This window comes from Modestobacter sp. L9-4 (assembly GCF_019112525.1).
In the GTDB taxonomy this organism is placed as follows: domain Bacteria; phylum Actinomycetota; class Actinomycetes; order Mycobacteriales; family Geodermatophilaceae; genus Modestobacter.
In genome coordinates, this window is the sequence record NZ_CP077800.1 from 1,557,509 (window position 1) to 1,577,941 (window position 20,433).

31 protein-coding genes and 1 pseudogene are annotated in these 20,433 nt (G+C 68.7%); all 32 read right to left on the reverse strand.

What is annotated here, in order from left to right:
• Positions 1 to 22: 22 nt before the first annotated feature.
• A complete protein-coding gene (locus tag KUM42_RS07200) occupies positions 23 to 1,090 on the reverse strand; it encodes a DNA-directed RNA polymerase subunit alpha (RefSeq protein ID WP_237496103.1) in 1,068 nt (355 codons plus the stop codon).
• Positions 1,091 to 1,253: 163 nt separating this feature from the next.
• A complete protein-coding gene (rpsD, locus tag KUM42_RS07205; RefSeq protein ID WP_237496104.1) occupies positions 1,254 to 1,880 on the reverse strand; it encodes a 30S ribosomal protein S4 in 627 nt (208 codons plus the stop codon).
• Between the two features lie 35 nt (positions 1,881 to 1,915).
• Positions 1,916 to 2,323: a 30S ribosomal protein S11 gene (rpsK, locus tag KUM42_RS07210; protein WP_163612630.1), complete on the reverse strand. Its 408-nt coding sequence runs from the start codon at positions 2,321 to 2,323 to the stop codon at positions 1,916 to 1,918.
• A 128-nt stretch (positions 2,324 to 2,451) separates the two neighbouring features.
• Positions 2,452 to 2,826 carry a 30S ribosomal protein S13 gene (gene rpsM, locus KUM42_RS07215; protein WP_237496105.1) on the reverse strand — a complete coding sequence of 125 codons (375 nt, stop codon included), beginning with the start codon at positions 2,824 to 2,826 and terminating at the stop codon, positions 2,452 to 2,454.
• Between the two features lie 14 nt (positions 2,827 to 2,840).
• Positions 2,841 to 2,954 carry a 50S ribosomal protein L36 gene (gene rpmJ, locus KUM42_RS07220; protein ID WP_014742835.1) on the reverse strand — a complete coding sequence of 38 codons (114 nt, stop codon included), beginning with the start codon at positions 2,952 to 2,954 and terminating at the stop codon, positions 2,841 to 2,843.
• A 70-nt stretch (positions 2,955 to 3,024) separates the two neighbouring features.
• Complete coding sequence (infA, locus tag KUM42_RS07225; protein WP_012950459.1) at positions 3,025 to 3,246, reverse strand: translation initiation factor IF-1; 222 nt, start codon at positions 3,244 to 3,246, stop codon at positions 3,025 to 3,027.
• 287 nt (positions 3,247 to 3,533) lie between these two features.
• On the reverse strand, positions 3,534 to 4,337 hold the full coding sequence (gene map, locus KUM42_RS07230) for a type I methionyl aminopeptidase (protein WP_237496106.1): 804 nt from the start codon (positions 4,335 to 4,337) through the stop codon (positions 3,534 to 3,536).
• Between the two features lie 81 nt (positions 4,338 to 4,418).
• Positions 4,419 to 5,033, reverse strand: coding sequence for an adenylate kinase (locus KUM42_RS07235; protein WP_237496107.1), 615 nt, complete (start codon positions 5,031 to 5,033; stop codon positions 4,419 to 4,421).
• Positions 5,033 to 6,343: a preprotein translocase subunit SecY gene (gene secY / locus KUM42_RS07240; protein ID WP_237496108.1), complete on the reverse strand. Its 1,311-nt coding sequence runs from the start codon at positions 6,341 to 6,343 to the stop codon at positions 5,033 to 5,035. The genes KUM42_RS07235 and secY overlap by 1 nt, the downstream gene beginning before the upstream one ends.
• Positions 6,344 to 6,534: 191 nt before the next feature.
• Positions 6,535 to 6,978 (reverse strand): 50S ribosomal protein L15, encoded by a 444-nt coding sequence (rplO, locus tag KUM42_RS07245; RefSeq protein WP_237496109.1) that lies wholly within the window; start codon positions 6,976 to 6,978, stop codon positions 6,535 to 6,537.
• 13 nt (positions 6,979 to 6,991) lie between these two features.
• Entirely contained in the window at positions 6,992 to 7,174 is a 183-nt protein-coding gene (rpmD, locus tag KUM42_RS07250) for a 50S ribosomal protein L30 (protein ID WP_014742840.1), read from the reverse strand.
• Between the two features lies 1 nt (position 7,175).
• Positions 7,176 to 7,679, reverse strand: coding sequence for a 30S ribosomal protein S5 (gene rpsE / locus KUM42_RS07255; protein WP_255557578.1), 504 nt, complete (start codon positions 7,677 to 7,679; stop codon positions 7,176 to 7,178).
• 202 nt (positions 7,680 to 7,881) lie between these two features.
• Positions 7,882 to 8,298 (reverse strand): 50S ribosomal protein L18, encoded by a 417-nt coding sequence (gene rplR / locus KUM42_RS07260; RefSeq protein WP_237496111.1) that lies wholly within the window; start codon positions 8,296 to 8,298, stop codon positions 7,882 to 7,884.
• On the reverse strand, positions 8,298 to 8,837 hold the full coding sequence (gene rplF, locus KUM42_RS07265; RefSeq protein ID WP_163612622.1) for a 50S ribosomal protein L6: 540 nt from the start codon (positions 8,835 to 8,837) through the stop codon (positions 8,298 to 8,300). Before rplF ends, rplR begins: the two co-directional genes overlap by 1 nt.
• 14 nt (positions 8,838 to 8,851) lie before the next feature.
• On the reverse strand, positions 8,852 to 9,262 hold the full coding sequence (rpsH, locus tag KUM42_RS07270) for a 30S ribosomal protein S8 (protein ID WP_163612621.1): 411 nt from the start codon (positions 9,260 to 9,262) through the stop codon (positions 8,852 to 8,854).
• Between the two features lie 162 nt (positions 9,263 to 9,424).
• Positions 9,425 to 9,610: a type Z 30S ribosomal protein S14 gene (locus tag KUM42_RS07275; protein WP_014742845.1), complete on the reverse strand. Its 186-nt coding sequence runs from the start codon at positions 9,608 to 9,610 to the stop codon at positions 9,425 to 9,427.
• A 34-nt stretch (positions 9,611 to 9,644) separates the two neighbouring features.
• The gene (gene rplE, locus KUM42_RS07280) at positions 9,645 to 10,229 is read right to left on the reverse strand and encodes a 50S ribosomal protein L5 (RefSeq protein WP_237496112.1); all 585 of its coding nucleotides are present in this window, start codon (positions 10,227 to 10,229) and stop codon (positions 9,645 to 9,647) included.
• Between the two features lie 2 nt (positions 10,230 to 10,231).
• Entirely contained in the window at positions 10,232 to 10,546 is a 315-nt protein-coding gene (rplX, locus tag KUM42_RS07285) for a 50S ribosomal protein L24 (RefSeq protein WP_237496658.1), read from the reverse strand.
• Between the two features lie 35 nt (positions 10,547 to 10,581).
• Positions 10,582 to 10,950 carry a 50S ribosomal protein L14 gene (rplN, locus tag KUM42_RS07290; RefSeq protein WP_026844850.1) on the reverse strand — a complete coding sequence of 123 codons (369 nt, stop codon included), beginning with the start codon at positions 10,948 to 10,950 and terminating at the stop codon, positions 10,582 to 10,584.
• Between the two features lie 201 nt (positions 10,951 to 11,151).
• A complete protein-coding gene (rpsQ, locus tag KUM42_RS07295) occupies positions 11,152 to 11,430 on the reverse strand; it encodes a 30S ribosomal protein S17 (protein WP_237496113.1) in 279 nt (92 codons plus the stop codon).
• Positions 11,427 to 11,660 carry a 50S ribosomal protein L29 gene (rpmC, locus tag KUM42_RS07300; protein ID WP_091061857.1) on the reverse strand — a complete coding sequence of 78 codons (234 nt, stop codon included), beginning with the start codon at positions 11,658 to 11,660 and terminating at the stop codon, positions 11,427 to 11,429. Before rpmC ends, rpsQ begins: the two co-directional genes overlap by 4 nt.
• A complete protein-coding gene (gene rplP, locus KUM42_RS07305) occupies positions 11,660 to 12,076 on the reverse strand; it encodes a 50S ribosomal protein L16 (RefSeq protein ID WP_163612618.1) in 417 nt (138 codons plus the stop codon). The genes rpmC and rplP overlap by 1 nt, the downstream gene beginning before the upstream one ends.
• Positions 12,077 to 12,078: 2 nt before the next feature.
• Positions 12,079 to 12,990, reverse strand: a complete 912-nt coding sequence (gene rpsC / locus KUM42_RS07310) for a 30S ribosomal protein S3 (protein WP_237496114.1) — start codon at positions 12,988 to 12,990, stop codon at positions 12,079 to 12,081.
• 110 nt (positions 12,991 to 13,100) lie between these two features.
• Positions 13,101 to 13,454 (reverse strand): annotated as a pseudogene (gene rplV / locus KUM42_RS07315) (50S ribosomal protein L22); the annotation flags it as partial.
• A 21-nt stretch (positions 13,455 to 13,475) separates the two neighbouring features.
• Entirely contained in the window at positions 13,476 to 13,757 is a 282-nt protein-coding gene (gene rpsS, locus KUM42_RS07320; protein ID WP_237496115.1) for a 30S ribosomal protein S19, read from the reverse strand.
• Between the two features lie 22 nt (positions 13,758 to 13,779).
• Positions 13,780 to 14,613, reverse strand: coding sequence for a 50S ribosomal protein L2 (gene rplB / locus KUM42_RS07325; protein ID WP_237496116.1), 834 nt, complete (start codon positions 14,611 to 14,613; stop codon positions 13,780 to 13,782).
• 43 nt (positions 14,614 to 14,656) lie between these two features.
• Entirely contained in the window at positions 14,657 to 14,959 is a 303-nt protein-coding gene (gene rplW / locus KUM42_RS07330) for a 50S ribosomal protein L23 (RefSeq protein WP_237496117.1), read from the reverse strand.
• Positions 14,956 to 15,858, reverse strand: a complete 903-nt coding sequence (gene rplD / locus KUM42_RS07335) for a 50S ribosomal protein L4 (RefSeq protein ID WP_237496118.1) — start codon at positions 15,856 to 15,858, stop codon at positions 14,956 to 14,958. Before rplD ends, rplW begins: the two co-directional genes overlap by 4 nt.
• The gene (rplC, locus tag KUM42_RS07340; RefSeq protein WP_237496119.1) at positions 15,855 to 16,520 is read right to left on the reverse strand and encodes a 50S ribosomal protein L3; all 666 of its coding nucleotides are present in this window, start codon (positions 16,518 to 16,520) and stop codon (positions 15,855 to 15,857) included. Before rplC ends, rplD begins: the two co-directional genes overlap by 4 nt.
• A 15-nt stretch (positions 16,521 to 16,535) precedes the next feature.
• Entirely contained in the window at positions 16,536 to 16,841 is a 306-nt protein-coding gene (rpsJ, locus tag KUM42_RS07345) for a 30S ribosomal protein S10 (protein ID WP_012950483.1), read from the reverse strand.
• A gap of 118 nt (positions 16,842 to 16,959) precedes the next feature.
• Complete coding sequence (gene tuf, locus KUM42_RS07350; protein ID WP_237496120.1) at positions 16,960 to 18,153, reverse strand: elongation factor Tu; 1,194 nt, start codon at positions 18,151 to 18,153, stop codon at positions 16,960 to 16,962.
• Between the two features lie 102 nt (positions 18,154 to 18,255).
• The gene (fusA, locus tag KUM42_RS07355) at positions 18,256 to 20,355 is read right to left on the reverse strand and encodes an elongation factor G (protein ID WP_237496121.1); all 2,100 of its coding nucleotides are present in this window, start codon (positions 20,353 to 20,355) and stop codon (positions 18,256 to 18,258) included.
• Positions 20,356 to 20,433 lie beyond the last annotated feature (78 nt).

Consider the following 20,433-nt stretch of genomic DNA (forward strand, 5'->3'; position numbering starts at 1 on the left):
GGGGGGCGGCGAGGTCCGTCTCTCAGAGCTGCTCGGTCTCCTGGAACGTGGTCTCGTCGAACTGCGCCGGGTCGCCGTAGGAGGCGTCGCCCTGGTAGGCGTCGGTCTCGTAGCCCTCGTCGTAGCTCTCGACCGAGGTCGGGACGAACCCGGGCGGGCTGTCCTTCAGGGCCAGGCCCATGGCGGCGAGCTTGAGCTTGACCTCGTCGATCGACTTCGCACCGAAGTTGCGGATGTCGAGCAGGTCGGCCTCCGAGCGGGTGACGAGCTCCCCGACGGTGTGCACGCCCTCGCGCTTGAGGCAGTTGTAGGACCGGACGGTGAGGTCCATGTCCTCGATCGGCATCGAGAAGTTCGCGATGTCGGCGGCCTCGGCCGGGCTGGGCCCGACCTCGATGCCCTCGGCGTCGACGTTGAGCTCGCGCAGCAGGCCGAACAGCTCCACCAGGGTGGAACCGGCGCTGGCGATGGCGTCGCGGGGCTCCATCGACGGCTTGGTCTCGACGTCGACCACGAGGCGGTCGAAGTCGGTGCGCTGCTCGACGCGGGTGGCCTCGACGGCGTAGGTCACCTTGAGCACCGGGGAGTAGATCGAGTCGACGGGGATCCGACCGATCTCCTGGCCGGGCTGCTTGTTCTGCGTGGCCGGCACGTAGCCGCGGCCGCGCTCGACGACCAGCTCCACCTCGAGGCGGCCCTTGGCGTTGAGCGTGGCGATGTGCAGCTCGGGGTTGTGCACCTCGACACCGGCCGGGGGCGCGATGTCGGCGGCGGTGACCTCACCCGGGCCCTGCTTGCGCAGGTACATGGTCACCGGCTCGTCGGAGTCGGAGCTGACCACGAGGCCCTTGAGGTTCAGGATGATCTCGGTGACGTCCTCCTTGACGCCCGGCACAGTGGTGAACTCGTGCAGGGTGCCCTCGATGCGGATGCTGGTGACAGCAGCGCCGGGGATCGAGGACAGCAGGGTGCGACGGAGCGAGTTGCCGAGGGTGTAACCGAAACCCGGCTCGAGCGGCTCGATGACGAACCGTGAGCGCTGGGCGTCGATGGTCTCCTCGGTGAGGGTCGGACGCTGTGCGATGAGCATGGTGGTTCTCCTTCGTGTCCTCCGGCGACCGCCATATGACGCCGTGAGGGAGGTGGTGCCGGCGGGGCGGACATCGGTCCACCCGCCCCGCCGTCGTGCAGTTCGGCTCCCTCACAGGGCCCCACGCCGCGCGGAGCGTGGCGTGGGGGGCGAGGGGGTCCTTCTACTTCGAGTAGAGCTCGACGATCAACTGCTCCTGGACCGGGGTGTCGATCACCTGGCGGGCCGGGATGTTGTGGACGAGCACCTTCAGCTGCGAGGAGATGACCTCGAGCCACGGCGGGACCGGACGGGAGCCGGCCTTCGCCTGGGCGAGCTGGAACGGGACCATCTCGGTGGACTTCGCAGCCACCTCGAGGATGTCGTTCGCGGACACGCGGAAGGACGGGATGTCGACCTTGCGGCCGTTCACCTTGATGTGGCCGTGGCGCACCAGCTGGCGGGCCATGTCACGGGACTCGGCGAAGCCGGCCCGGTAGACCACGTTGTCCAGGCGCGACTCGAGGATCTGCAGCAGGACCTCACCGGTCTTGCCCGTCTTCTTGTTGGCCTCTTCGTAGTAACCGCGGAACTGCTTCTCCAGCACGCCGTAGATGCGGCGGGCCTTCTGCTTCTCACGAAGCTGGAGCAGGTACTCGCTGTCCTTGGTGCGCCCACGGCCGTGCTCGCCCGGCGGGTAGGGCCGGATCTCGATCGGGCACTTCGGGGACTCGCACTTGCTGCCCTTGAGGAACAGCTTCATCTTCTCGCGCCTGCACAGACGGCAGTCGGCTCCGGTGTAACGGGCCACGTCAAATACTCCTAGATCGTCTCGTCAGTGACCGGTCAGACCCGGCGGCGCTTCTTGGGCCGGCAGCCGTTGTGCGGCTGCGGCGTCACGTCCTGGATCTGTCCGACCTCGAGGCCAGTGGCCTGCAGGGAGCGGATCGCGGTCTCGCGACCGGAGCCGGGACCCTTCACGAAGACGTCGACCTTGCGCATGCCGTGCTCCTGGGCCTTGCGCGCCGCGCTCTCGGCAGCCATCTGCGCCGCGAACGGCGTGGACTTGCGCGAGCCCTTGAAACCGACGTGGCCGGCCGAGGCCCAGCTGATCACGTTGCCCGTGGGGTCGGTGATCGACACGATCGTGTTGTTGAAGGTGCTCTTGATGTGCGCCGCGCCGTGAGCGACGTTCTTCTTCTCCTTGCGGCGCACCTTCTTGGTGCCAGCTGCCGCGCGAGCCCTGGGAGGCATCTCTCTCCGGTCTGAGTCTGTGTTCGTGGCCTGGTCGTCCCCCCTGCCGCAGCAGGGGGGACGGTCGTGCTGAGGCGCACCGCCGGTCCGGCCCTACGGACCAACGACGGTGCGCCGACGAGCTGAGATCAGCGGGCCTTCTTCTTGCCCGCGATGGTCTTGCGCGGGCCCTTGCTCGAGCGCGCGTTCGTCTTCGTGCGCTGCCCGTGCACCGGGAGACCGCGGCGGTGCCGCAGACCCTGGTAGCAACCGATCTCCACCTTGCGGCGGATGTCGGCGGCCACCTCGCGGCGCAGGTCACCCTCGACGCGGAAGTGCTCGTCGATGTAGTCGCGCAACTTGAGGAGGTCCTCGTCGGTCAGGTCCTTGACGCGCAGGTCCGGGCTGACGCCCGTCGCGGTCAGGGTCGCCTTCGACGACGTCGGGCCGATCCCGTAGATGTAGGTGAGCGCGACCTCCATCCGCTTCTCGCGGGGGAGGTCAACGCCTGCAAGTCGAGCCATTGTCCGGTACTCCCTCAGCCCTGGCGCTGCTTGTGCCGGGCGTTCTCGCAGATGACCATGACCCGGCCGTGCCGGCGGATCACCTTGCACTTGTCACAGATCTTCTTCACCGACGGCTGGACCTTCACCGGTGCCGCCCTCATTCCTGTAGTTCGTGGCCGGTCAGCAGGCGTCGGGTGGACGCCGGACCGGCGGGGGTCACTTGTAGCGGTAGACGATGCGGCCGCGGGTCAGGTCGTAGGGCGACAGCTCCACGACCACGCGGTCCTCGGGCAGGATGCGGATGTAGTGCTGCCGCATCTTGCCGCTGATGTGGGCGAGCACTCGGTGCCCGTTCTGCAGTTCGACTCGGAACATCGCGTTGGGCAGCGGCTCCACGACGCGACCCTCGACCTCGATGGCCCCGTCCTTCTTTGCCACGCCTACACGGCCTCCTCGTTCGATCGGACTGCATTCGCCCATGCCGCAACGGCAGGACGGTGGAACTGGATTCAGTGCGACGCGCAGACCCGGGTGACCCGGGTGCAGTACGCGGTGGTGCGGGCGATCTCGCTGAGGGCGTCCATCGGCGTACGGCCACAGCACGACGACGGGCGGCGCGAACGCCAACGGTCACTGTACTCCCTGGACCCCCTGGGCTCCAACCCGGTCCGGGTGACGGCCGCCCCGGCCACCGGAGGAGCGCAGGACGCGGCAGAGCCGTTCGGTCAGGAGCGCGGGGTGACGCCGAAGGGCGCGAGGCCGGCGAGGCCGCCGTCCTCCGCGGTGAGGACCCAGGGGCCCTCGGGGGTGATGGCGACGCTGTGCTCGAAGTGCGCGGCGCGGGAGCCGTCCTTCGTGACCACCGTCCAGCCGTCCTCCAGCTCGGCGGTGGCCGGGTCGCCGACGGTCACCATCGGCTCGATGGCCAGGGCCAGCCCCGGGACGAGCTTCGGGCCACGCCCGGCACGCCCGTAGTTGAGCACGTGCGGGTCCTGGTGCATCTCGGTGCCGATGCCGTGGCCGCCGTAGTGGTCGACGATCCCGTAGCGGTGCGGGTGCGCGGTGATCGACTCCTCCACCGCGGCGCTGATGTCGGTGAGACGGCCGCCGGCGATCGCCCGGGCCAGCCCGGCCCACATCGAGCGCTCCGTGACGGCGATGAGCTCCAGGTCCTCCGCGCGGGCAGTGCCCACGGTGACCGTGACGGCGGAGTCGCTGTGCCAGCCGTCCAGCACGGCCCCGCAGTCGATGGAGATGTTGTCCCCGTCGGCGAGGACCCGCTCCGTGGACGGGATGCCGTGGACCACCTCGTCGTTGACCGAGGCGCAGATGGTGCCGGTGAAGCCGTGGTAGCCCAGGAAGTTCGGCACCGCGCCGTGGGACCGGATGTGGTCCTCGGCGATGGCGTCCAGCTCCCCCGTGGTGACACCGGGGGCCACGGCTGCCTTAACCGCGGCGATGGCCCCGGCGGTCACGAGCCCGGAGGCGCGCATCAGCTCGAGCTCGTGCGTCGTCTTGATCTGGATCATGCGTCCACTCCACTTCGCCAGCACGGGCAGGCGTGCCAGGAGGGCGGCGCCACGGTCACCGTGCACCTTGCCCTCGCGCTCTCAGCCTGCGGCCGGGGCCCCGGCCGGGCCGTCGTCGGTGAAGCCGAGCGCGGTCAGCGCCCGATCGGTGACCTCGTCGATCTCGCCGATCGCGTCGATCTGGCTCAGCAGCCCGGCTTGGCGGTAGAACCCCGACAGCGGAGCGGTCTGTTCCCGGTAGACCTCGAGGCGGTGCCGGACCGTCTCGGGCTTGTCGTCGTCGCGCTGGACCCACTCGCCGTCGACGAGCATCTTGCGCCCGGAGAGCCGGCGCACCAGCTCGTCCTCGTCGACCACGAGCTCGAGGCAGCGGTCCAGCAGGTGCCCGAGCTCGGCGAGGGAGTCACGGAGCTGCTCGGCCTGGGCGATCGTCCGCGGGAAGCCGTCGAGCAGGAAGCCGGCCTTGGCGTCGGGCTCGGCCAGCCGCTCGGTGACCATCGCGACCGTGATCTCGTCCGGGACCAGGTCACCGGAGTCCATGTAGGCCTTCGCCTGCTGCCCCAGCTCGGTCTGCCCGGTCACGTTGGCCCGGAAGATGTCCCCGGTCGAGATCGCCGGCACCGACATGCGGCTGGCGATGATCTGCGCCTGGGTGCCCTTGCCCGCTCCAGGGGGCCCCAGCAACACGACGCGCACTAGCGCAGGAACCCTTCGTAGCTGCGCTGGTTGAGCTGCGTCTCGATCTGCTTGACCGTCTCCAAGCCCACTCCCACCATGATCAGCACCGCGGTCCCGCCGAACGGGAAGTTCTGGTTGTTCCCCTGCTCGGTGATCGAGAGGAACAGGTTGGGCAGCACGGCGACCAGACCCAGGTAGATCGAGCCCGGCAGCGTGATCCGGGACAGCACGTACTGCAGGTACTCCGCGGTGGGACGACCGGGGCGGATGCCGGGGATGAAGCCGCCGTAGCGCTTCATGTCGTCGGCCCGCTCTTCCGGGTTGAACGTGATCGAGACGTAGAAGTACGTGAAGAAAACGATGAGCGCGAAGTAGATCGCGATGTGCACCGGGCTGCTCTGGTTGATCACGTAGTTCTCGAAGAACCGCCGCACCGGGCCGCTGGTGTCGCCCTGCAGCTGGCTGACCAGCTGCGGCAGGTAGAGCAGCGACGAGGCGAAGATGACCGGGATGACACCGGCCTGGTTCACCTTCAGCGGCAGGTAGGTCGAGGTGCCGCCGTACATGCGCCGGCCCACCATGCGCTTGGCGTACTGCACGGGGATGCGGCGCTGGGCCTGCTCGACGTAGACCACCGAGGCGATCACGATCACCGCGAAGATGCAGACGACGGTGAAGATGAAGGCGCCGCGGGTCTGCAGGATCGAGCCGCCCTCGGCGGGGATGCGGGCCGCGATCGAGGTGAAGATCAGCACGGACATGCCGTTGCCGATCCCCTTCTCGGTGAGCAGCTCGCCCAGCCACATGATGACGGCCGTGCCGGCGGTGAGGGTGACGACGAGGACCACCGTCGTCCACACGGAGTTCGACGGGATGATGTCCTGCTGGCAGTTCGGGAACAGCTGGCCGCTGCGGGCCAGGGCGATGATCCCGGTGCTCTGCAGCACGGCGAGCGCGATGGTGAGGTAGCGGGTGTACTGGGTCAGCTTCGCCTGACCCGACTGCCCTTCCTTCTTCAGCTGCTCGAACCGTGGGATGACCACCACCAGCAGTTGCACGATGATGCTCGCGGTGATGTACGGCATGATGCCGAGCGCGAACACCGACAGCCGCAGCAGCGCACCGCCGGAGAACAGGTTCACCAGCGAGTAGACGTCGCGCTGGTCGGAGGCGTTGGCCTGCTCCAGGCAGCTGTTGATCGCCTCGATCGAGACCCCGGGACCGGGGACGCTGGCGCCCAGCCGGTAGACCGCGATCAGCGCCAGTGAGAAGAGCAGCTTGCGCCGGAGATCTGGCGTCCGGAACGCAGCGGCGAACGCCTGCAGCACGTGCCCTCCCCAAGTCGGTCGTTCGAGGTTATCAACATCTGGTCGATGGCCCGGCCGGGCCCGTCACGCCGTCCGGCGTGCAGACCCGTGGGGCCGGTGCCGTCCGGCGGCGGACTCCCCGCCGAACAGCAGAAGGCCCCTCTGCCCTCCGCCACGAGCTGGCTCGCGGCGGAGGGCAGAGGGGTCCTCCCTCAGAGCTGGGTGGTGCTGCCCCCGGCAGCGCCGATCTTCTCCTCGGCGGACTTGGAGAAGGCGTGCGCCTGCACGTCGACCTTCACCCCGCCGAGCTCGCCGGTGCCCAGGACCTTGATCGGCTGACCGCGACGGACGGCGCCGGCGTCGGCCAGCGTGTCGGGGTCGATGCGACCACCCTGCGGGAACAGGGAGGCGATCCGGTCCAGGTTGACGACCTGGAAGACGACCTTGTTGTTGTTCTTGAAGCCCGAGAGCTTCGGCAGCCGCATGAAGAGGGGGGTCTGACCACCCTCGAACCGTGCAGAGACCTGCACGCGGGCGCCGGAGCCCTTGGTGCCGCGACCGGCGGTCTTGCCCTTCGAGCCCTCACCACGACCCACGCGGGTCTTCTTGGTGTGGGCGCCGGGGGCCGGACGCAGGTGGTGGACCTTGAGAGTCATGACGTTCCCCTGCTCAGACGATCTCTTCGACGGTGACCAGGTGCGGCACCGTCGCGACCATCCCGCGGATCTCGGGACGGTCCTCCTGGACGACCGAGTCGCTGATCCGCTTGAGCCCGAGCGAACGCAGCGTCTGACGCTGGTTGGGCTTGGTGCCGATCGCCGACTTGATCTGGGTGACCTTCAGCTGAGCCATGTCAGACCCCCTGTCCGGCCCGGGCGCGCAGCATGGCGGCCGGGGCGACGTCCTCCAGGGGCAGACCGCGGCGGGCCGCGATCTCCTCGGGACGGACGAGGTCCTTCAGCGCCTGCATGGTCGCGTGGACGATGTTGATCGGGTTGGAGGACCCGAGGCTCTTGGAGAGCACGTCGTGGATGCCGGCGCACTCGAGGACGGCACGCACCGGGCCACCGGCGATGACGCCGGTACCGGGGCTGGCCGGCTTGAGCAGCACGACGCCGGCCGCGGCCTCACCCTGCACGGGGTGCGGGATCGTGGCGGCGATGCGGGGCACCTTGTAGAAGTGCTTCTTGGCCTCCTCGACGCCCTTGGCGATCGCCGCGGGCACCTCCTTGGCCTTGCCGTAGCCGACACCCACGGTGCCGTCGCCGTCGCCGACGATCACCAGCGCGGTGAAGCTGAAGCGCCGACCGCCCTTGACGACCTTCGACACGCGGTTGATGGCGACCACGCGCTCGATGAACTGGCTCTTCTCGACGGGGCCGCCGGGGCCACGCCCGCCGTCCCGACGGTCACGACGGTCGTTGCCGCCGCCCTGGCCGCCCTGGCCGCCGGCACCGGGGCCACCCGTACCGCCGGCGCCACCGCCGCGTCGCTGTGGTCCTGGCATCAGACGTCCCTCTCGATCATGCTCGACAGCTCGTTCGTGGAAGTGGTGCGCATCAGAAGTCCAGCCCACTCTCGCGGGCGCCGTCGGCGAGCGCGGCGATGCGACCGGCGTACCGGTTGCCACCACGGTCGAAGACGACGGCGCCGATGCCGGCGGCCTTCGCACGCTCGGCCACCAGCGCACCGACCTGACGGGCGAGCGCGGACTTGTCGCCGGCCACGCCCTTCAGGCTGGCGTCCATGGTGGAGGCACTGACCAGGGTGCGACCGACGGTGTCGTCGACGACCTGGACGTGGATGTGCCGGGAGCTGCGCTTGACGACCAGACGGGGCCGCTCCGGCGTACCGCCCACGCGCTTGCGCAGACGGTTGTGCCGGCGCAGCCGCGAGACGCGGCGCGCGGTGCTGATGTCGGTCCCGACGGGCTTGTGCACCCGGGGGCCCTTCGCGGTGTTCGCTGCAGTGGTCATCACTTGCCCGTCTTCCCGACCTTGCGCTTGACGACCTCGCCCTGGTACCGCACGCCCTTGCCCTTGTACGGGTCGGGCTTGCGGATCTTGCGGATCTTGGCGGAGACCTCGCCGACCTGCTGCTTGTCGATGCCGCTGACGCGCAGGCGGGTCGGGGCCTCGACGGTGAAGGAGATCCCCTCGGGGGCCTTCACGACGACCGGGTGGCTGAAGCCGAGCGCGAACTCGAGGTCCGCCCCACGGGCAGCCACGCGGTAACCCACGCCGACGATCTCCAGGGTCTTGTCGTACCCCTGGGTGACGCCGGTGATCATGTTGGCGATGAGGGTGCGGGAGAGACCGTGCAGGGCACGGCTCTCGCGCTGGTCGTCGGGACGCTGCACCTGCAGCGTGCCGTCCTCACCGCGCTCGACGGTGATGGGAGCGGCCACCGTGTGGCTCAGCTTCCCCTTCGGGCCCGAGACGTTGACCGTGCGCCCGTCGATGGCGACGTCAACCCCACTGGGCACCGGAATCGGGAGTCGTCCGATCCGTGACATGTCTGCGTCTCCTCTTACCAGACGTAGGCGAGGACTTCCCCACCCACGCCCTTCTTGTTCGCCTGCTTGTCGGTCAGCAGTCCGGTGGAGGTGGAGATGATCGCCACCCCGAGGCCGCCGAGGACCTTCGGCAGGGAGGTCGACTTCGCGTAGACCCGCAGGCCGGGCTTGGACACGCGCCGGATGCCGGCGATGCTCCGCTCACGGTTGGGGCCGTACTTGAGGGAGACCACGAGCTCCTTGCGGACGTGGCCGTCCACCTCGACGTCGTTGACGGTCCAGCCGCCGATGTAACCCTCCTTCTGGAGGATCTCGGCGACGTGCGTCTTCAGCTTCGACGACGGCATGGCAGCGGTGTCGTGGTACGCCTGGTTGGCGTTCCGCAGCCGCGTGAGCATGTCCGCGATCGGGTCGGTCATCGTCATGTGTGGGTGGTGCCTCTCTCGCCGCGGTTCCGCACGCGCTGGGTCACGGGGACTTGGCGCAGGGCCTTCGGCGATCGGTGGTGCGTCTTCAGGTGACCGGTTGGTCGGTGGTGCAGAGCCGTGCCGACCCCGCCCCAGGGCGTGACCCTGGGGCGGGGGACGTCACCAGCTGGACTTGGTCACGCCGGGCAGCTCGCCGGCGTGGGCCATCTCCCGCACGCAGATCCGGCAGAGGCCGAACTTGCGGAACACCGCGTGCGGACGACCGCACCGCTGGCAGCGGGTGTAGCCGCGCACCTTGAACTTCGGGGTGCGGGCTGCCTTGTTGACAAGAGCCTTCTTGGCCATCTCTGGATCTCCTGGAACTTCTACGCAGACCGCGTCAGCGGGTCGCGTTGACGACGGTCTGGCCGGCGAAGGGGAAGCCGAGCAGCGAGAGCAGCTCGCGGCCCTCCTCGTCGGTGGTGGCGGTGGTCACCAGGGTGATGTCCATGCCCCGGGGGCGGTCGATCCGGTCGACGTCGATCTCGCGGAACATCGACTGCTCGTTGAGACCGAACGTGTAGTTGCCGTGGCCGTCGAACTGCTTCGGGCTCAGGCCACGGAAGTCGCGGATGCGGGGCAGGGCCAGCGAGAGCAGCCGGTCCAGGAACTCCCACATGCGGTCGTTGCGGAGGGTGACCTTCGCGCCGATCGGCATGCCCTCGCGCAGCTTGAACTGGGCGATGGACTTGCGGGCCTTGACCACGGCCGGCTTCTGACCGGTGATGGCGGTGAGGTCGCGGACCGCGCCGTCCATCAGCTTCGCGTCGCGGGTGGCCTCGCCGACGCCCATGTTGACCACGATCTTGACCAGACCGGGGATCTGCATGACGTTCGAGTAGCCGAACTCCGCCATCAGGGCCGGTGCGATCTCCTCGCGGTACCGGGCCAGCATGCGGGGCAGTTCACGCGTGGGTGCGCTCATGTTCAGAGGTCCTTACCGGTGCGCCGGGAGACCCGGATGTTGCGGCCGTCATCGTCCTTGCGGTACCCGACGCGGGTGGGGTTGCCCTCGGAGTCGACGACCATCACGTTGCTCACGTGGATGGCGGCCTCCTGCGTCACGATGCCGCCGGACTGCGCGCCGCGCTGGTTGCTGCTGACCCGGGTGTGCTTCTTGACCCGGCCGATGCCCTCGACCAGGACCTTCGACGTCTTGGGGAAGGCGGCGATGACGCGGCCCTTCGCACCCTTGTCCTTGCCGGACAGGACGACGACGGAGTCGCCCTTCTTGACCTTCATCGACGGGGTCTTCCCGCTGCTCTGCTGAGCCATGATCACAACACCTCCGGAGCGAGCGAGATGATCCGCATGAAGCGCTTGTCACGCAGCTCGCGGCCCACGGGGCCGAAGATGCGGGTACCGCGCGGGTCGCCGCTGTCGCGGATGATGACCGCGGCGTTCTCGTCGAAGCGAATGTAGGAGCCGTCGGGACGACGACGCTCCTTGACCGTGCGGACGATGACGGCCTTGACCACGTCGCCCTTCTTGACGCCTGCGCCGGGCAGCGCGTCCTTCACGGTGGCGACGATGACGTCACCGATGCCCGCGTAGCGTCGACCGGACCCGCCGAGAACCCGGATGCACAAGATCTCCTTGGCCCCGGTGTTGTCGGCGACTCGCAGTCGCGACTCCTGCTGGATCACTACCTGCTCCTGTGTATCGGTGTCGACAGCCGGACCGGATCGGTGAACCGGCTGTCCGGTGCCCACGTGCGGACGCACCGGCAGCGTTCGCCGCCGGTGCGTCCGTACACGGGTTCCGGGATGTGGCGCGCACCCGGAGGGCGCGCCAGTCGTCCAGGGTACTCCCTGCTCACTGGCCTGGGGAGGCCGGTGGGCAGCTGCTTACTTGGCCTTCTCGACGACCGACACCAGACGCCAGCGCTTGGTGGCGGAGGTGGGGCGCGTCTCCATGATCTGCACCCGGTCGCCGATGCCGGCGGTGTTCAGCTCGTCGTGCGCCTTCAACTTGCTGGTGCGGCGCAGGACCTTGCCATACAGCGCGTGCTTCACGCGGTCCTCGACCTCGACGACGATGGTCTTCTCCATCTTGTCGCTGACGACGAGCCCCTCACGGACCTTGCGGTCCGCGCGCTCGACCGGTGCGTTGCTGGCCTCGCTCATGCCACACCCTCGTTCGGGGCGACCGACAGACCGAGCTCGCGCTCGCGCATGATCGTGTAGATCCGGGCGATGTCGCGGCGGACGGTCTGCAGTCGCCGGTTGTTGTCCAGCTGGCCGGTGGCCACCTGGAACCGCAGGTTGAACAGCTCTTCACGCGACTCGCGCAGCCGGGTGGCCAGCTCGTCGACGGAGAGCTCGCGCAGCTCGGGCGCAGTGAGACCGGCGGCCATCACGCCTCTCCTTCTCGGGAGATGAAGCGGCACTTCATCGGGAGCTTGTGGATCGCACGCCGCATGGCCTCGCGGGCCACCGGCTCGTCGACACCGGACAGCTCGAACATGATCCGGCCGGGCTTGACGTTGGCCACCCACCACTCGGGCGAGCCCTTGCCGGAACCCATGCGGGTCTCGGCCGGCTTCTTGGTCAGCGGACGGTCGGGGTAGATCGAGATCCACACCTTGCCGCCACGCTTGATGTGACGCGTCATCGCGATACGAGCGGACTCGATCTGACGGTTGGTCACGTACGCCGGCTCCAGGGCCTGGATGGCGAAGTCACCGAAGTTGATCTCGGTGCCGCCCTTGGCCTTGCCCGAACGGTCCGGGTGGTGCTGCTTGCGGTGCTTGACCCGACGAGGGATCAGCATGATCAGGCCTCCGTGTTCTCGGCACCGGCGGCCTGAGCCACGGCGGTGCCCTCGGCGCCGGCAGCCTCGCCGACGCTCTGCTCGGGAGCGACCTCGCCGGAGGTGGCAGCCACGGCGGTGACCGTGGTGTCCTCCACCGGGCCGGTGCCCTCGGCTGCCGCGCGACCGGCCTCGGTGCCGCCGGCGGTGGTGCCCGACGAACCCGACCGGCGCTGCGGGCGCTGGGCCCGCTCACGGCGCTGCTGACGCTGGGCGAGGGCCTCAAGGGCCTCCCGCTCGGCGCGCGAACCGCTGGCGTCGCCCTTGTAGATCCAGACCTTCACGCCGATGCGGCCGAAGGTCGTGCGGGCCTCGTAGATGCCGTAGTCGATGTTCGCCCGGAGGGTGTGCAGCGGGACACGACCCTCGCGGTAGAACTCCGAACGGCTCATCTCGGTGCCGCCCAGGCGCCCGGAGCACTGCACCCGGATGCCCTTGACCTGCGGGCTGCGCTGCGCGGACTGCATCGCCTTGCGCATGGCACGACGGAAGCTCACGCGGCTGGACAGCTGCTCGGCGACACCCTGGGCGACCAGCTGCGCGTCGGACTCGGGGTTCTTCACCTCGAGGATGTTCAGCTGGACCTGCTTGCCGGTGAGCTTCTCGAGCTCACCGCGGATGCGGTCGGCCTCCGCGCCGCGGCGGCCGATGACGATGCCCGGCCGGGCGGTGTGGATGTCCACGCGGACGCGGTCACGGGTGCGCTCGATCTCCACCTTCGAGATGCCGGCGCGCTCCATGCCCTTGCCCATGAGCTTGCGGATCGCCACGTCCTCCTTGACGTAGTCCGCGTACAGCTTGTCCGCGTACCACCGGGACTTGTAGTCGGTGGTGATGCCGAGCCGGAACCCGTGCGGGTTGACCTTCTGACCCACTAGCGGGTCCCTCCCCTCGTGTTGCTGGTCTGCTGCGTCGCCGGGCCGGACTGCCCGGTCTCGCGCCGTGCCTTGCGAGACCGCAGGGCGAGCTCGGCGCTCGAGCTCACCTCGGAGACCTCGACGGTGATGTGGCTGGTCCGCTTGTTGATGCGGAACGCCCGGCCCTGCGCACGCGGACGGATCCGCTTGAGCGTGGGGCCCTCGTCGACGAACGCGGCGCTCACGACGAGCGCAGCGGGGTCGAGGCGGAGGTTGTGCTCGGCGTTGGCCACCGCGCTGGCGACGACCTTGGCCACCGGCTCGCTGGCGGTCTGCGGGGCGAAGCGCAGCAGCGCCAGCGCCTCGTCGGTCGGCAGGTAACGGATCATGTCCACCACCCGCCGCGCCTTCATCGGGGTGACGCGGACGAACCGGGCGGTGGCCCGGGCGACCGGCGTCTCCTGTCCCAACTGGGAAGTCATCTGTGTCTTCTCTCTACCTGGTCAGCCGCGCCGCGAGCGACGGTCGTCCTTGATGTGCCCACGGAAGGTGCGCGTGGGCGCGAACTCGCCGAGCTTGTGCCCGACCATCGCCTCGGTGACGAACACCGGGACGTGCTTGCGGCCGTCGTGCACGGCGATCGTGTGCCCGAGCATGTCGGGGATGATCGTCGAACGCCGCGACCAGGTGCGGATGACGTTCTTGGTGCCCTTGTCGTTCTGGACGTCCACCTTGGCGAGCAGGTGGTCGTCGACGAACGGGCCCTTCTTCAGGCTGCGTGGCATGTCTGTCGGCTCCTCTACCCGCTCAGCGCTTCTTGTTGGTGCGCCGGCGGCGCACGATCAGGGCATCACTGGCCTTGCGCTTGCGCGTACGGCCCTCCGGCTTGCCCTTCGGGTTGACCGGGTGCCGGCCACCGGAGGTCTTGCCCTCACCACCACCGTGCGGGTGGTCGACCGGGTTCATGGCGACACCACGGACGGTGGGGCGCTTGCCCTTCCACCGCATGCGGCCGGCCTTGCCCCAGTTGATGTTCGACTGCTCGGCGTTGCCGACCTCGCCGATCGTCGCGCGGCAGCGGACGTCGACGTTGCGGATCTCGCCGGACGGCATGCGCAGCTGGGCGAAGCGGCCCTCACGGGCGACCAGCTGGACGCTCGTGCCGGCCGAGCGGGCGATCTTCGCGCCGCCACCGGGCCGCAGCTCGATGGCGTGGATGACCGTGCCGACCGGGATGTTGCGCAGCGGCAGGTTGTTGCCGGGCTTGATGTCGGCGGCCGGGCCGCACTCCACCAGGTCGCCCTGCGACAGCTTCGCCGGGGCGATGATGTAGCGCTTCTCCCCGTCGGCGAAGTGCAGCAGCGCGATGCGCGACGTGCGGTTGGGGTCGTACTCGATGTGCGCGACCTTGGCCGGCACGCCGTCCTTGTCCGCCCGGCGGAAGTCGATCAGCCGGTAGGCGCGCTTGTGCCCGCCGCCCTGGTGGCGCGTGGTGATGCGCCCGTGGGCGTTGCGCCCACCCCGGCCGTGCAACGGCCGGACCAGCGACTTCTCGGGGTGGTCGCGGGTGACCTCGGCGAAGTCGGCGACGGACGAGCCGCGGCGGCCCGGCGTCGTCGGCTTGTACTTACGGATGGCCATGGTTCCTCGTCAGTCCTCTGGTCCGATCGGTGGTCCGGGGCCGTCAGGCGCCCGGGCCCCCGAAGAGCTCGATGCGGTCGCCGGGGGCCACGGAGACGATGGCGCGCTTGGTGTCCTTGCGCTTGCCCATCAGAGCGCCCTTCGAGCGCTTCCTCTTCCCCTGACGGTTGATCGTGTTGACGGCGAGGACCTTCACGTTGAAGACCTGCTGCACAGCGATCTTGATCTGGGTCTTGTTGGCGTCGGGACGCACGATGAACGTGTACTTGTTCTGGTCGAGGAGGCCGTAGCTCTTCTCGGAGATCACCGGGGACAGCAGGACGTCCCGGGGGTCGCGGACGCTCATGCCTTCTCCTCGGTGTCATCGGTGCTGACGTCGGCACGGGCGGCCTCGGCCGGCGTGGTCACGTCGGCGACCGGCACGGTGCTGGCTGCCTGGGCGACCGGCGTGGGGTCGACCGGGGCCTCGCCCAGGTCGAGGTCCGTGGTGCCCTGGCCCTCGACGGAGGGGATGGCACCCGGGATGCTCGGCGTGGTCAGGTCGGGGAGCTCGACGGACGCGCCGCTCTTCCCGCCCCGGGCCGGACCGGACACGAACTCGGCCAGCGCGACCTCGGTGAAGACGACCTCGTCGGCCACCAGCACGTCGTAGGTGTTGAGCTGGCCGGCCTCGATCAGGTGCACCTGCGGCACGTTGCGCAGGCTGACCCAGTTGAGGACGTCGTCGCGGTCGAGGACGACCAGCACGCGCTTGGCGGTGCTGATCGAGGTCAGGACCTTCAGCGCGGACTTGGTCGACGGGGCGTCGCCCTCGACGAACGCGGTGACCACGTGGACGCGGTCCTCGCGGGCCCGGTCGGAGAGGGCACCGCGCAGGGCGGCCGCCTTCATCTTCTTGGGGGTCTTCTGCTCGTAGTCGCGCGGCTTGGGGCCGTGCGAGATGCCACCGCCGGAGAACTGCGGGGCTCGGAGCGAGCCCTGACGGGCGCGGCCGGTGCCCTTCTGCCGGTACGGCTTGGCACCGGTGCCGCTGACCTCGGCGCGCGTCTTGGTCGAGTGCGTGCCCTGGCGGGCCGCGGCCAGCTGGGCCACGACGACCTGGTGCATCAGGGAGACGTTGGCGTTGGCGTCGAAGAGCTCACCGGGAAGCGTGACGCTCCCGGTGGTCTCCCCCGCCGGCGTACGGACCGGGACCTGACGGTCGGTCCGCGCCTGTGCCTTGGACTCGGCGATCGACTGGCTCACTTGGTGTCACTCCCCACGGGCCCGCCCTTGACCGCAGAGCGGACGAGCAGGAGCCCACCACGCGGACCGGGGACGGCGCCCTTGATGAGCACCAGCCCGTTCTCCGCATCGACCTTGTGGACCTTCAGCGACTGGGTCGTCGTGGTGACGTGGCCCATCCGCCCGGCCATGCGCACGCCCTTGAAGACGCGACCCGGGGTCGAGGCCCCGCCGATCGAGCCCGGCGCGCGGTGCTTGCGGTGCGTGCCGTGTCCGGCGCCCAGGCCCTTGAACCCGTGACGCTTCATGACACCGGCAGTGCCCTTGCCCTTGCTGGTGCCCGTGACGTCGACCTTGGTGACGTCGGAGAGGACCTCGACGGTCAGCTCCTGGCCCACCGTGTAGTCGGAGGCGTCCTCGGTGCGCAGCTCGACCAGGTGCCGTCGCGGCGTGACGCCCGCCTTGGCGAAGTGCCCGCCCTCGGGGCGGTTCACCTTGCGGGGGTCGATCGCGCCGAAGCCGAGCTGGACGGCGGAGTAGCCGTCCTTCTCAGGCGTACGGACCTGGGTGACCACGCACGGGCCCGCCTTGACGACGGTCACCGGCACGATGCGGTTGTTCTCGTCGAAGACCTGGGTCATGCCCAGCTTCTCGCCGAGGAGACCACGGAATGTGCTCGCCATGTCTGGAAACAGCCCTTACTGGATGTTGACGTCGACCGAGGCCGGCAGGTCGATGCGCATGAGCGCGTCGACCGTCTTCGGTGTCGGGTCGAGGATGTCGATGAGCCGCTTGTGGGTGCGCATCTCGAAGTGCTCGCGCGAGTCCTTGTACTTGTGCGGCGAGCGGATGACGCAGTACACGTTCTTCTCCGTCGGCAGCGGCACGGGGCCGACGACGCGCGCACCGGTCTTCGTCACCGTCTCGACGATGCGACGAGCCGAGGCATCGATCGCCTCGTGGTCGTAGGCCTTCAGCCGGATGCGGATCTTCTGTCCCGCCATCGGTTGTCTTCGCTCCTGCCGATCGGTTGTGAAAGTTCGTGTGGGTCTGCTGACCCTGGGTCGGTGTCCCGACCCGACTGACGGGCGGCGGCCGGTCCGGCCGCCGCCCGTCAGGGTGTCACTTGTTGATCTTGACGACCCGGCCGGCGCCGACGGTCCGGCCACCCTCGCGGATGGCGAAGCGCAGGCCTTCCTCCATGGCGATCGGCTGGATCAGCTCGACCGACATCTCGGTGTTGTCACCGGGCATGACCATCTCGGTGCCGGCGGGCAGGGTCACCACGCCGGTCACGTCCGTGGTCCGGAAGTAGAACTGGGGACGGTAGTTGTTGAAGAACGGCGTGTGACGGCCGCCCTCGTCCTTCGAGAGGATGTAGACGGAGCCCTCGAAGTTCGTGTGCGGGGTGATGGAACCCGGCTTCACGACGACCTGGCCACGCTCGACGTCCTCGCGCTTGATGCCGCGCAGGAGCAGCCCGACGTTGTCGCCGGCCTGGCCCTGGTCGAGCAGCTTGCGGAACATCTCGACACCGGTGACCGTCGTCTTCGACGAGGTCGGGCGGATGCCGACGATCTCGATCTCCTCGGAGACCTTGACGATGCCGCGCTCCACGCGACCGGTGACGACGGTGCCGCGACCGGTGATGGTGAAGACGTCCTCGACGGGCATGAGGAACGGCATGTCGATCTCACGCACGGGCTCGGGGATGGCCGAGTCCACGGCGTTCATGAGCTCCATGAGCTTGTCGCCCCACTCGGCGTCGCCCTCGAGGGCCTTCAGCGCCGAGACGCGGACCACGGGGAGGTCGTCGCCCGGGAACTCGTACTCGCTGAGGAGCTCACGGACCTCCAGCTCGACGAGCTCGAGGATCTCCTCGTCGTCGACCATGTCGGCCTTGTTGAGCGCCACGACGATGTAGGGGACACCGACCTGGCGGGCCAGGAGCACGTGCTCCTTGGTCTGCGGCATCGGGCCGTCGGTGGCGGCAACCACCAGGATCGCGCCGTCCATCTGCGCGGCACCGGTGATCATGTTCTTGATGTAGTCGGCGTGCCCGGGGCAGTCGACGTGCGCGTAGTGCCGGTTCTCGGTCTGGTACTCGACGTGGGCGATCGAGATCGTGATGCCGCGGGCCTTCTCCTCGGGCGCCTTGTCGATCTGGTCGAACGCAGACGCCTCGTTGAGGTCCGGGTACTTGTCGTGCAGGACCTTGGTGATCGCCGCGGTCAGCGTCGTCTTCCCATGGTCGATGTGCCCGATGGTGCCGATGTTGACGTGCGGCTTGGTCCGCTCGAACTTGGCCTTGGCCACTGGGATCCTCTCTCCGTGTCTTCGCAGTCGTGCGCGTGTCTGTGGGGGGGTACGGGCGGTGCTGGTCGGCCGCGGGTCGTCAGACCCGCGGCCGACCGGTGGTCATTCGCCGGTCGCCTTGGCGATGATCTCCTTGGCGACGTTGGCCGGCACCTCAGCGTAGGTGTCGAACACCATGGTGTAGCTCGCCCGTCCCTGGGTGCGGCTGCGCAGGTCACCCACGTAGCCGAACATCTCCGACAGCGGGACCAGCGCCTTGACGACTCGGGCGCCGGAGCGCTCCTCCATCGCCTGGATGGTGCCGCGGCGGGAGTTCAGGTCGCCGATGACGTCGCCCATGTTGTCCTCGGGGGTGACGACCTCGACGGCCATGATCGGCTCCAGCAGAGCCGGGCTGGCCTTGCGCGCCGCCTCCTTGAAGGCGATCGAGCCGGCGATCTTGAAGGCCATCTCCGAGGAGTCGACCTCGTGGTAGGCGCCGTCCAGCAGCGAGGCCTTGACGCCCACCATCGGGTAGCCGGCGAGGATGCCGTACTGCATGGCGTCCTGCATGCCCTGGTCGACCGAGGGGATGTACTCCCGCGGGATGCGACCACCGGTGACCTTGTTCTCGAACTCGTAGGTCGCCGAGTCCGCGGTCATCACGAGCGGCTCGATGGCGATCTGGACCTTCGCGAACTGGCCGGAGCCACCGGTCTGCTTCTTGTGCGTGTAGTCGTAGCGCTCGACGGCCTTGCGGATCGTCTCGCGGTAGGCCACCTGCGGCTTGCCGACGTTGGCCTCGACGTTGAACTCACGCCGCATGCGGTCGACCAGGATCTCCAGGTGCAGCTCACCCATGCCGGAGATGACCGTCTGACCGGTCTCCTCGTCGAGGCGGACCTGGAACGTCGGGTCCTCCTCGGCCAGCTTCTGGATGGCCGTGCCCAGCTTCTCCTGGTCGCTCTTCGTCTTCGGCTCGATGGCGACCGAGATGACCGGCGCCGGGAAGGTCATCGACTCGAGGATGACCGGCTTCTGCGGGTCGCAGAGCGTGTCACCCGTCGTCGTGTTCTTCATGCCGTTGACGGCGACGATCTCACCGGCACCCACGCCCGAGCGCTCCTCGCGCTTGTTGGCGTGCATCTGGTAGATCTTGCCGACCCGCTCCTTGCGGTCCTTGGTGCTGTTCAGCACCGGGGAACCGGCCTCGAGCTTGCCCGAGTACACGCGGATGTAGGTCAGCTTGCCGAGGTGCTGGTCGGTCTGGATCTTGAAGGCCAGCGCGGAGAACGGCTCGTTCTCGTCGGCGTGACGCAGGACCTCGGTCTCACCGTCGAGCGCGGTGCCGACGATGGCCTCGATGTCCAGCGGGCTGGGCAGGTAGTCCACGACGGCGTCGAGCAGGGGCTGCACGCCCTTGTTCTTGAACGCGGTGCCGGTGAGGACTGGGTTCACCTCGCCGGCGATGGTGGCCTTGCGGATGGCTGCCTTGAGCCGGGCGACGTCGATCTCCTCGCCGGCGAGGTAGTCCTCCATCAGCGAGTCGTCGAAGTCCGCGATGTTCTCGAGGAGCTTCTCGCGGTACTCGGCGGCCTGGTCGGCCAGCTCGGCGGGGATGTCCTCGATGGCGTAGTCCTCGCCCATCTTGGTCTCACCGCGCCAGGTGAGGGCCTTCATCTGCACCAGGTCGACGACGCCGATGAAGTCGGCCTCAGCACCGATCGGCAGCTGCAGGACCAGCGCGTTGGCGTTGAGCCGCTCCACCATCATGTCGACGCAGCGGAAGAAGTCGGCACCGGTGCGGTCGAGCTTGTTGACGAAGCACATGCGCGGGACGCTGTACTTCTCCGCCTGCCGCCAGACCTGCTCGGTCTGCGGCTCGACACCGGCGACACCGTCGTAGACCGCGACCGCACCGTCGAGCACGCGCAGGGACCGCTCCACCTCGACGGTGAAGTCGACGTGCCCCGGGGTGTCGATGATGTTGATGTCGTGGCCGTTCCAGGTGCACTTCGTCGCGGCCGACGTGATCGTGATGCCGCGCTCCTGCTCCTGCTCCATCCAGTCCATCGTGGCAGCGCCGTCGTGGACTTCACCGATCTTGTAGTTGATACCGGTGTAGAAGAGGATCCGCTCGGTCGTCGTCGTCTTGCCGGCGTCGATGTGCGCCATGATCCCGATGTTGCGGGTCCTGGCGAGTTGGTCCTGGTTCTGGGCCATTACGTCACTCCTCTTCTCTCTAGTCCGTGCGCGGTGTCCGGGGGTCGCCCGGGTTCACCGCGGGCAGCGGCTGCTGAT

Bases quoted from the DNA above. Each gene is read 5' to 3' on its own strand.
- rpsH (WP_163612621.1), bottom strand. From the start codon at position 9,262: ATGACGATGACCGACCCGATCGCGGACATGCTCACGCGGCTGCGGAAC.
- rpsS (WP_237496115.1), bottom strand. From the start codon at position 13,757: ATGCCACGCAGCCTGAAGAAGGGCCCGTTCGTCGACGACCACCTGCTC.
- rplB (WP_237496116.1), bottom strand. From the start codon at position 14,613: ATGGCCATCCGTAAGTACAAGCCGACGACGCCGGGCCGCCGCGGCTCG.
- rpmD (WP_014742840.1), bottom strand. From the start codon at position 7,174: ATGGCTCAGCTGAAGGTCACCCAGATCAAGTCGGCGATCGGCACCAAG.
- rpsK (WP_163612630.1), bottom strand. From the start codon at position 2,323: ATGCCTCCCAGGGCTCGCGCGGCAGCTGGCACCAAGAAGGTGCGCCGC.
- rplF (WP_163612622.1), bottom strand. From the start codon at position 8,837: ATGTCACGGATCGGACGACTCCCGATTCCGGTGCCCAGTGGGGTTGAC.
- fusA (WP_237496121.1), bottom strand. From the start codon at position 20,355: ATGGCCCAGAACCAGGACCAACTCGCCAGGACCCGCAACATCGGGATC.
- rplO (WP_237496109.1), bottom strand. From the start codon at position 6,978: ATGACTCTCAAGGTCCACCACCTGCGTCCGGCCCCCGGCGCCCACACC.
- map (WP_237496106.1), bottom strand. From the start codon at position 4,337: ATGATCCAGATCAAGACGACGCACGAGCTCGAGCTGATGCGCGCCTCC.
- rpsJ (WP_012950483.1), bottom strand. From the start codon at position 16,841: ATGGCGGGACAGAAGATCCGCATCCGGCTGAAGGCCTACGACCACGAG.
- rplR (WP_237496111.1), bottom strand. From the start codon at position 8,298: ATGACCACTGCAGCGAACACCGCGAAGGGCCCCCGGGTGCACAAGCCC.
- rplW (WP_237496117.1), bottom strand. From the start codon at position 14,959: ATGAGCGTCCGCGACCCCCGGGACGTCCTGCTGTCCCCGGTGATCTCC.
- rplX (WP_237496658.1), bottom strand. From the start codon at position 10,546: ATGAAGGTCAAGAAGGGCGACTCCGTCGTCGTCCTGTCCGGCAAGGAC.
- rpsQ (WP_237496113.1), bottom strand. From the start codon at position 11,430: ATGAGCGAGGCCAGCAACGCACCGGTCGAGCGCGCGGACCGCAAGGTC.
- KUM42_RS07275 (WP_014742845.1), bottom strand. From the start codon at position 9,610: ATGGCCAAGAAGGCTCTTGTCAACAAGGCAGCCCGCACCCCGAAGTTC.
- KUM42_RS07200 (WP_237496103.1), bottom strand. From the start codon at position 1,090: ATGCTCATCGCACAGCGTCCGACCCTCACCGAGGAGACCATCGACGCC.
- rpmC (WP_091061857.1), bottom strand. From the start codon at position 11,660: ATGGCCGCCGGTCTCACTGCGCCCGAGCTGCGCGAGCTCTCCGTCGAC.
- rplP (WP_163612618.1), bottom strand. From the start codon at position 12,076: ATGCTGATCCCTCGTCGGGTCAAGCACCGCAAGCAGCACCACCCGGAC.
- rplE (WP_237496112.1), bottom strand. From the start codon at position 10,229: ATGAGCGCACCCACGCGTGAACTGCCCCGCATGCTGGCCCGGTACCGC.
- rpsM (WP_237496105.1), bottom strand. From the start codon at position 2,826: ATGGCTCGACTTGCAGGCGTTGACCTCCCCCGCGAGAAGCGGATGGAG.
- rplC (WP_237496119.1), bottom strand. From the start codon at position 16,520: ATGGCGAGCACATTCCGTGGTCTCCTCGGCGAGAAGCTGGGCATGACC.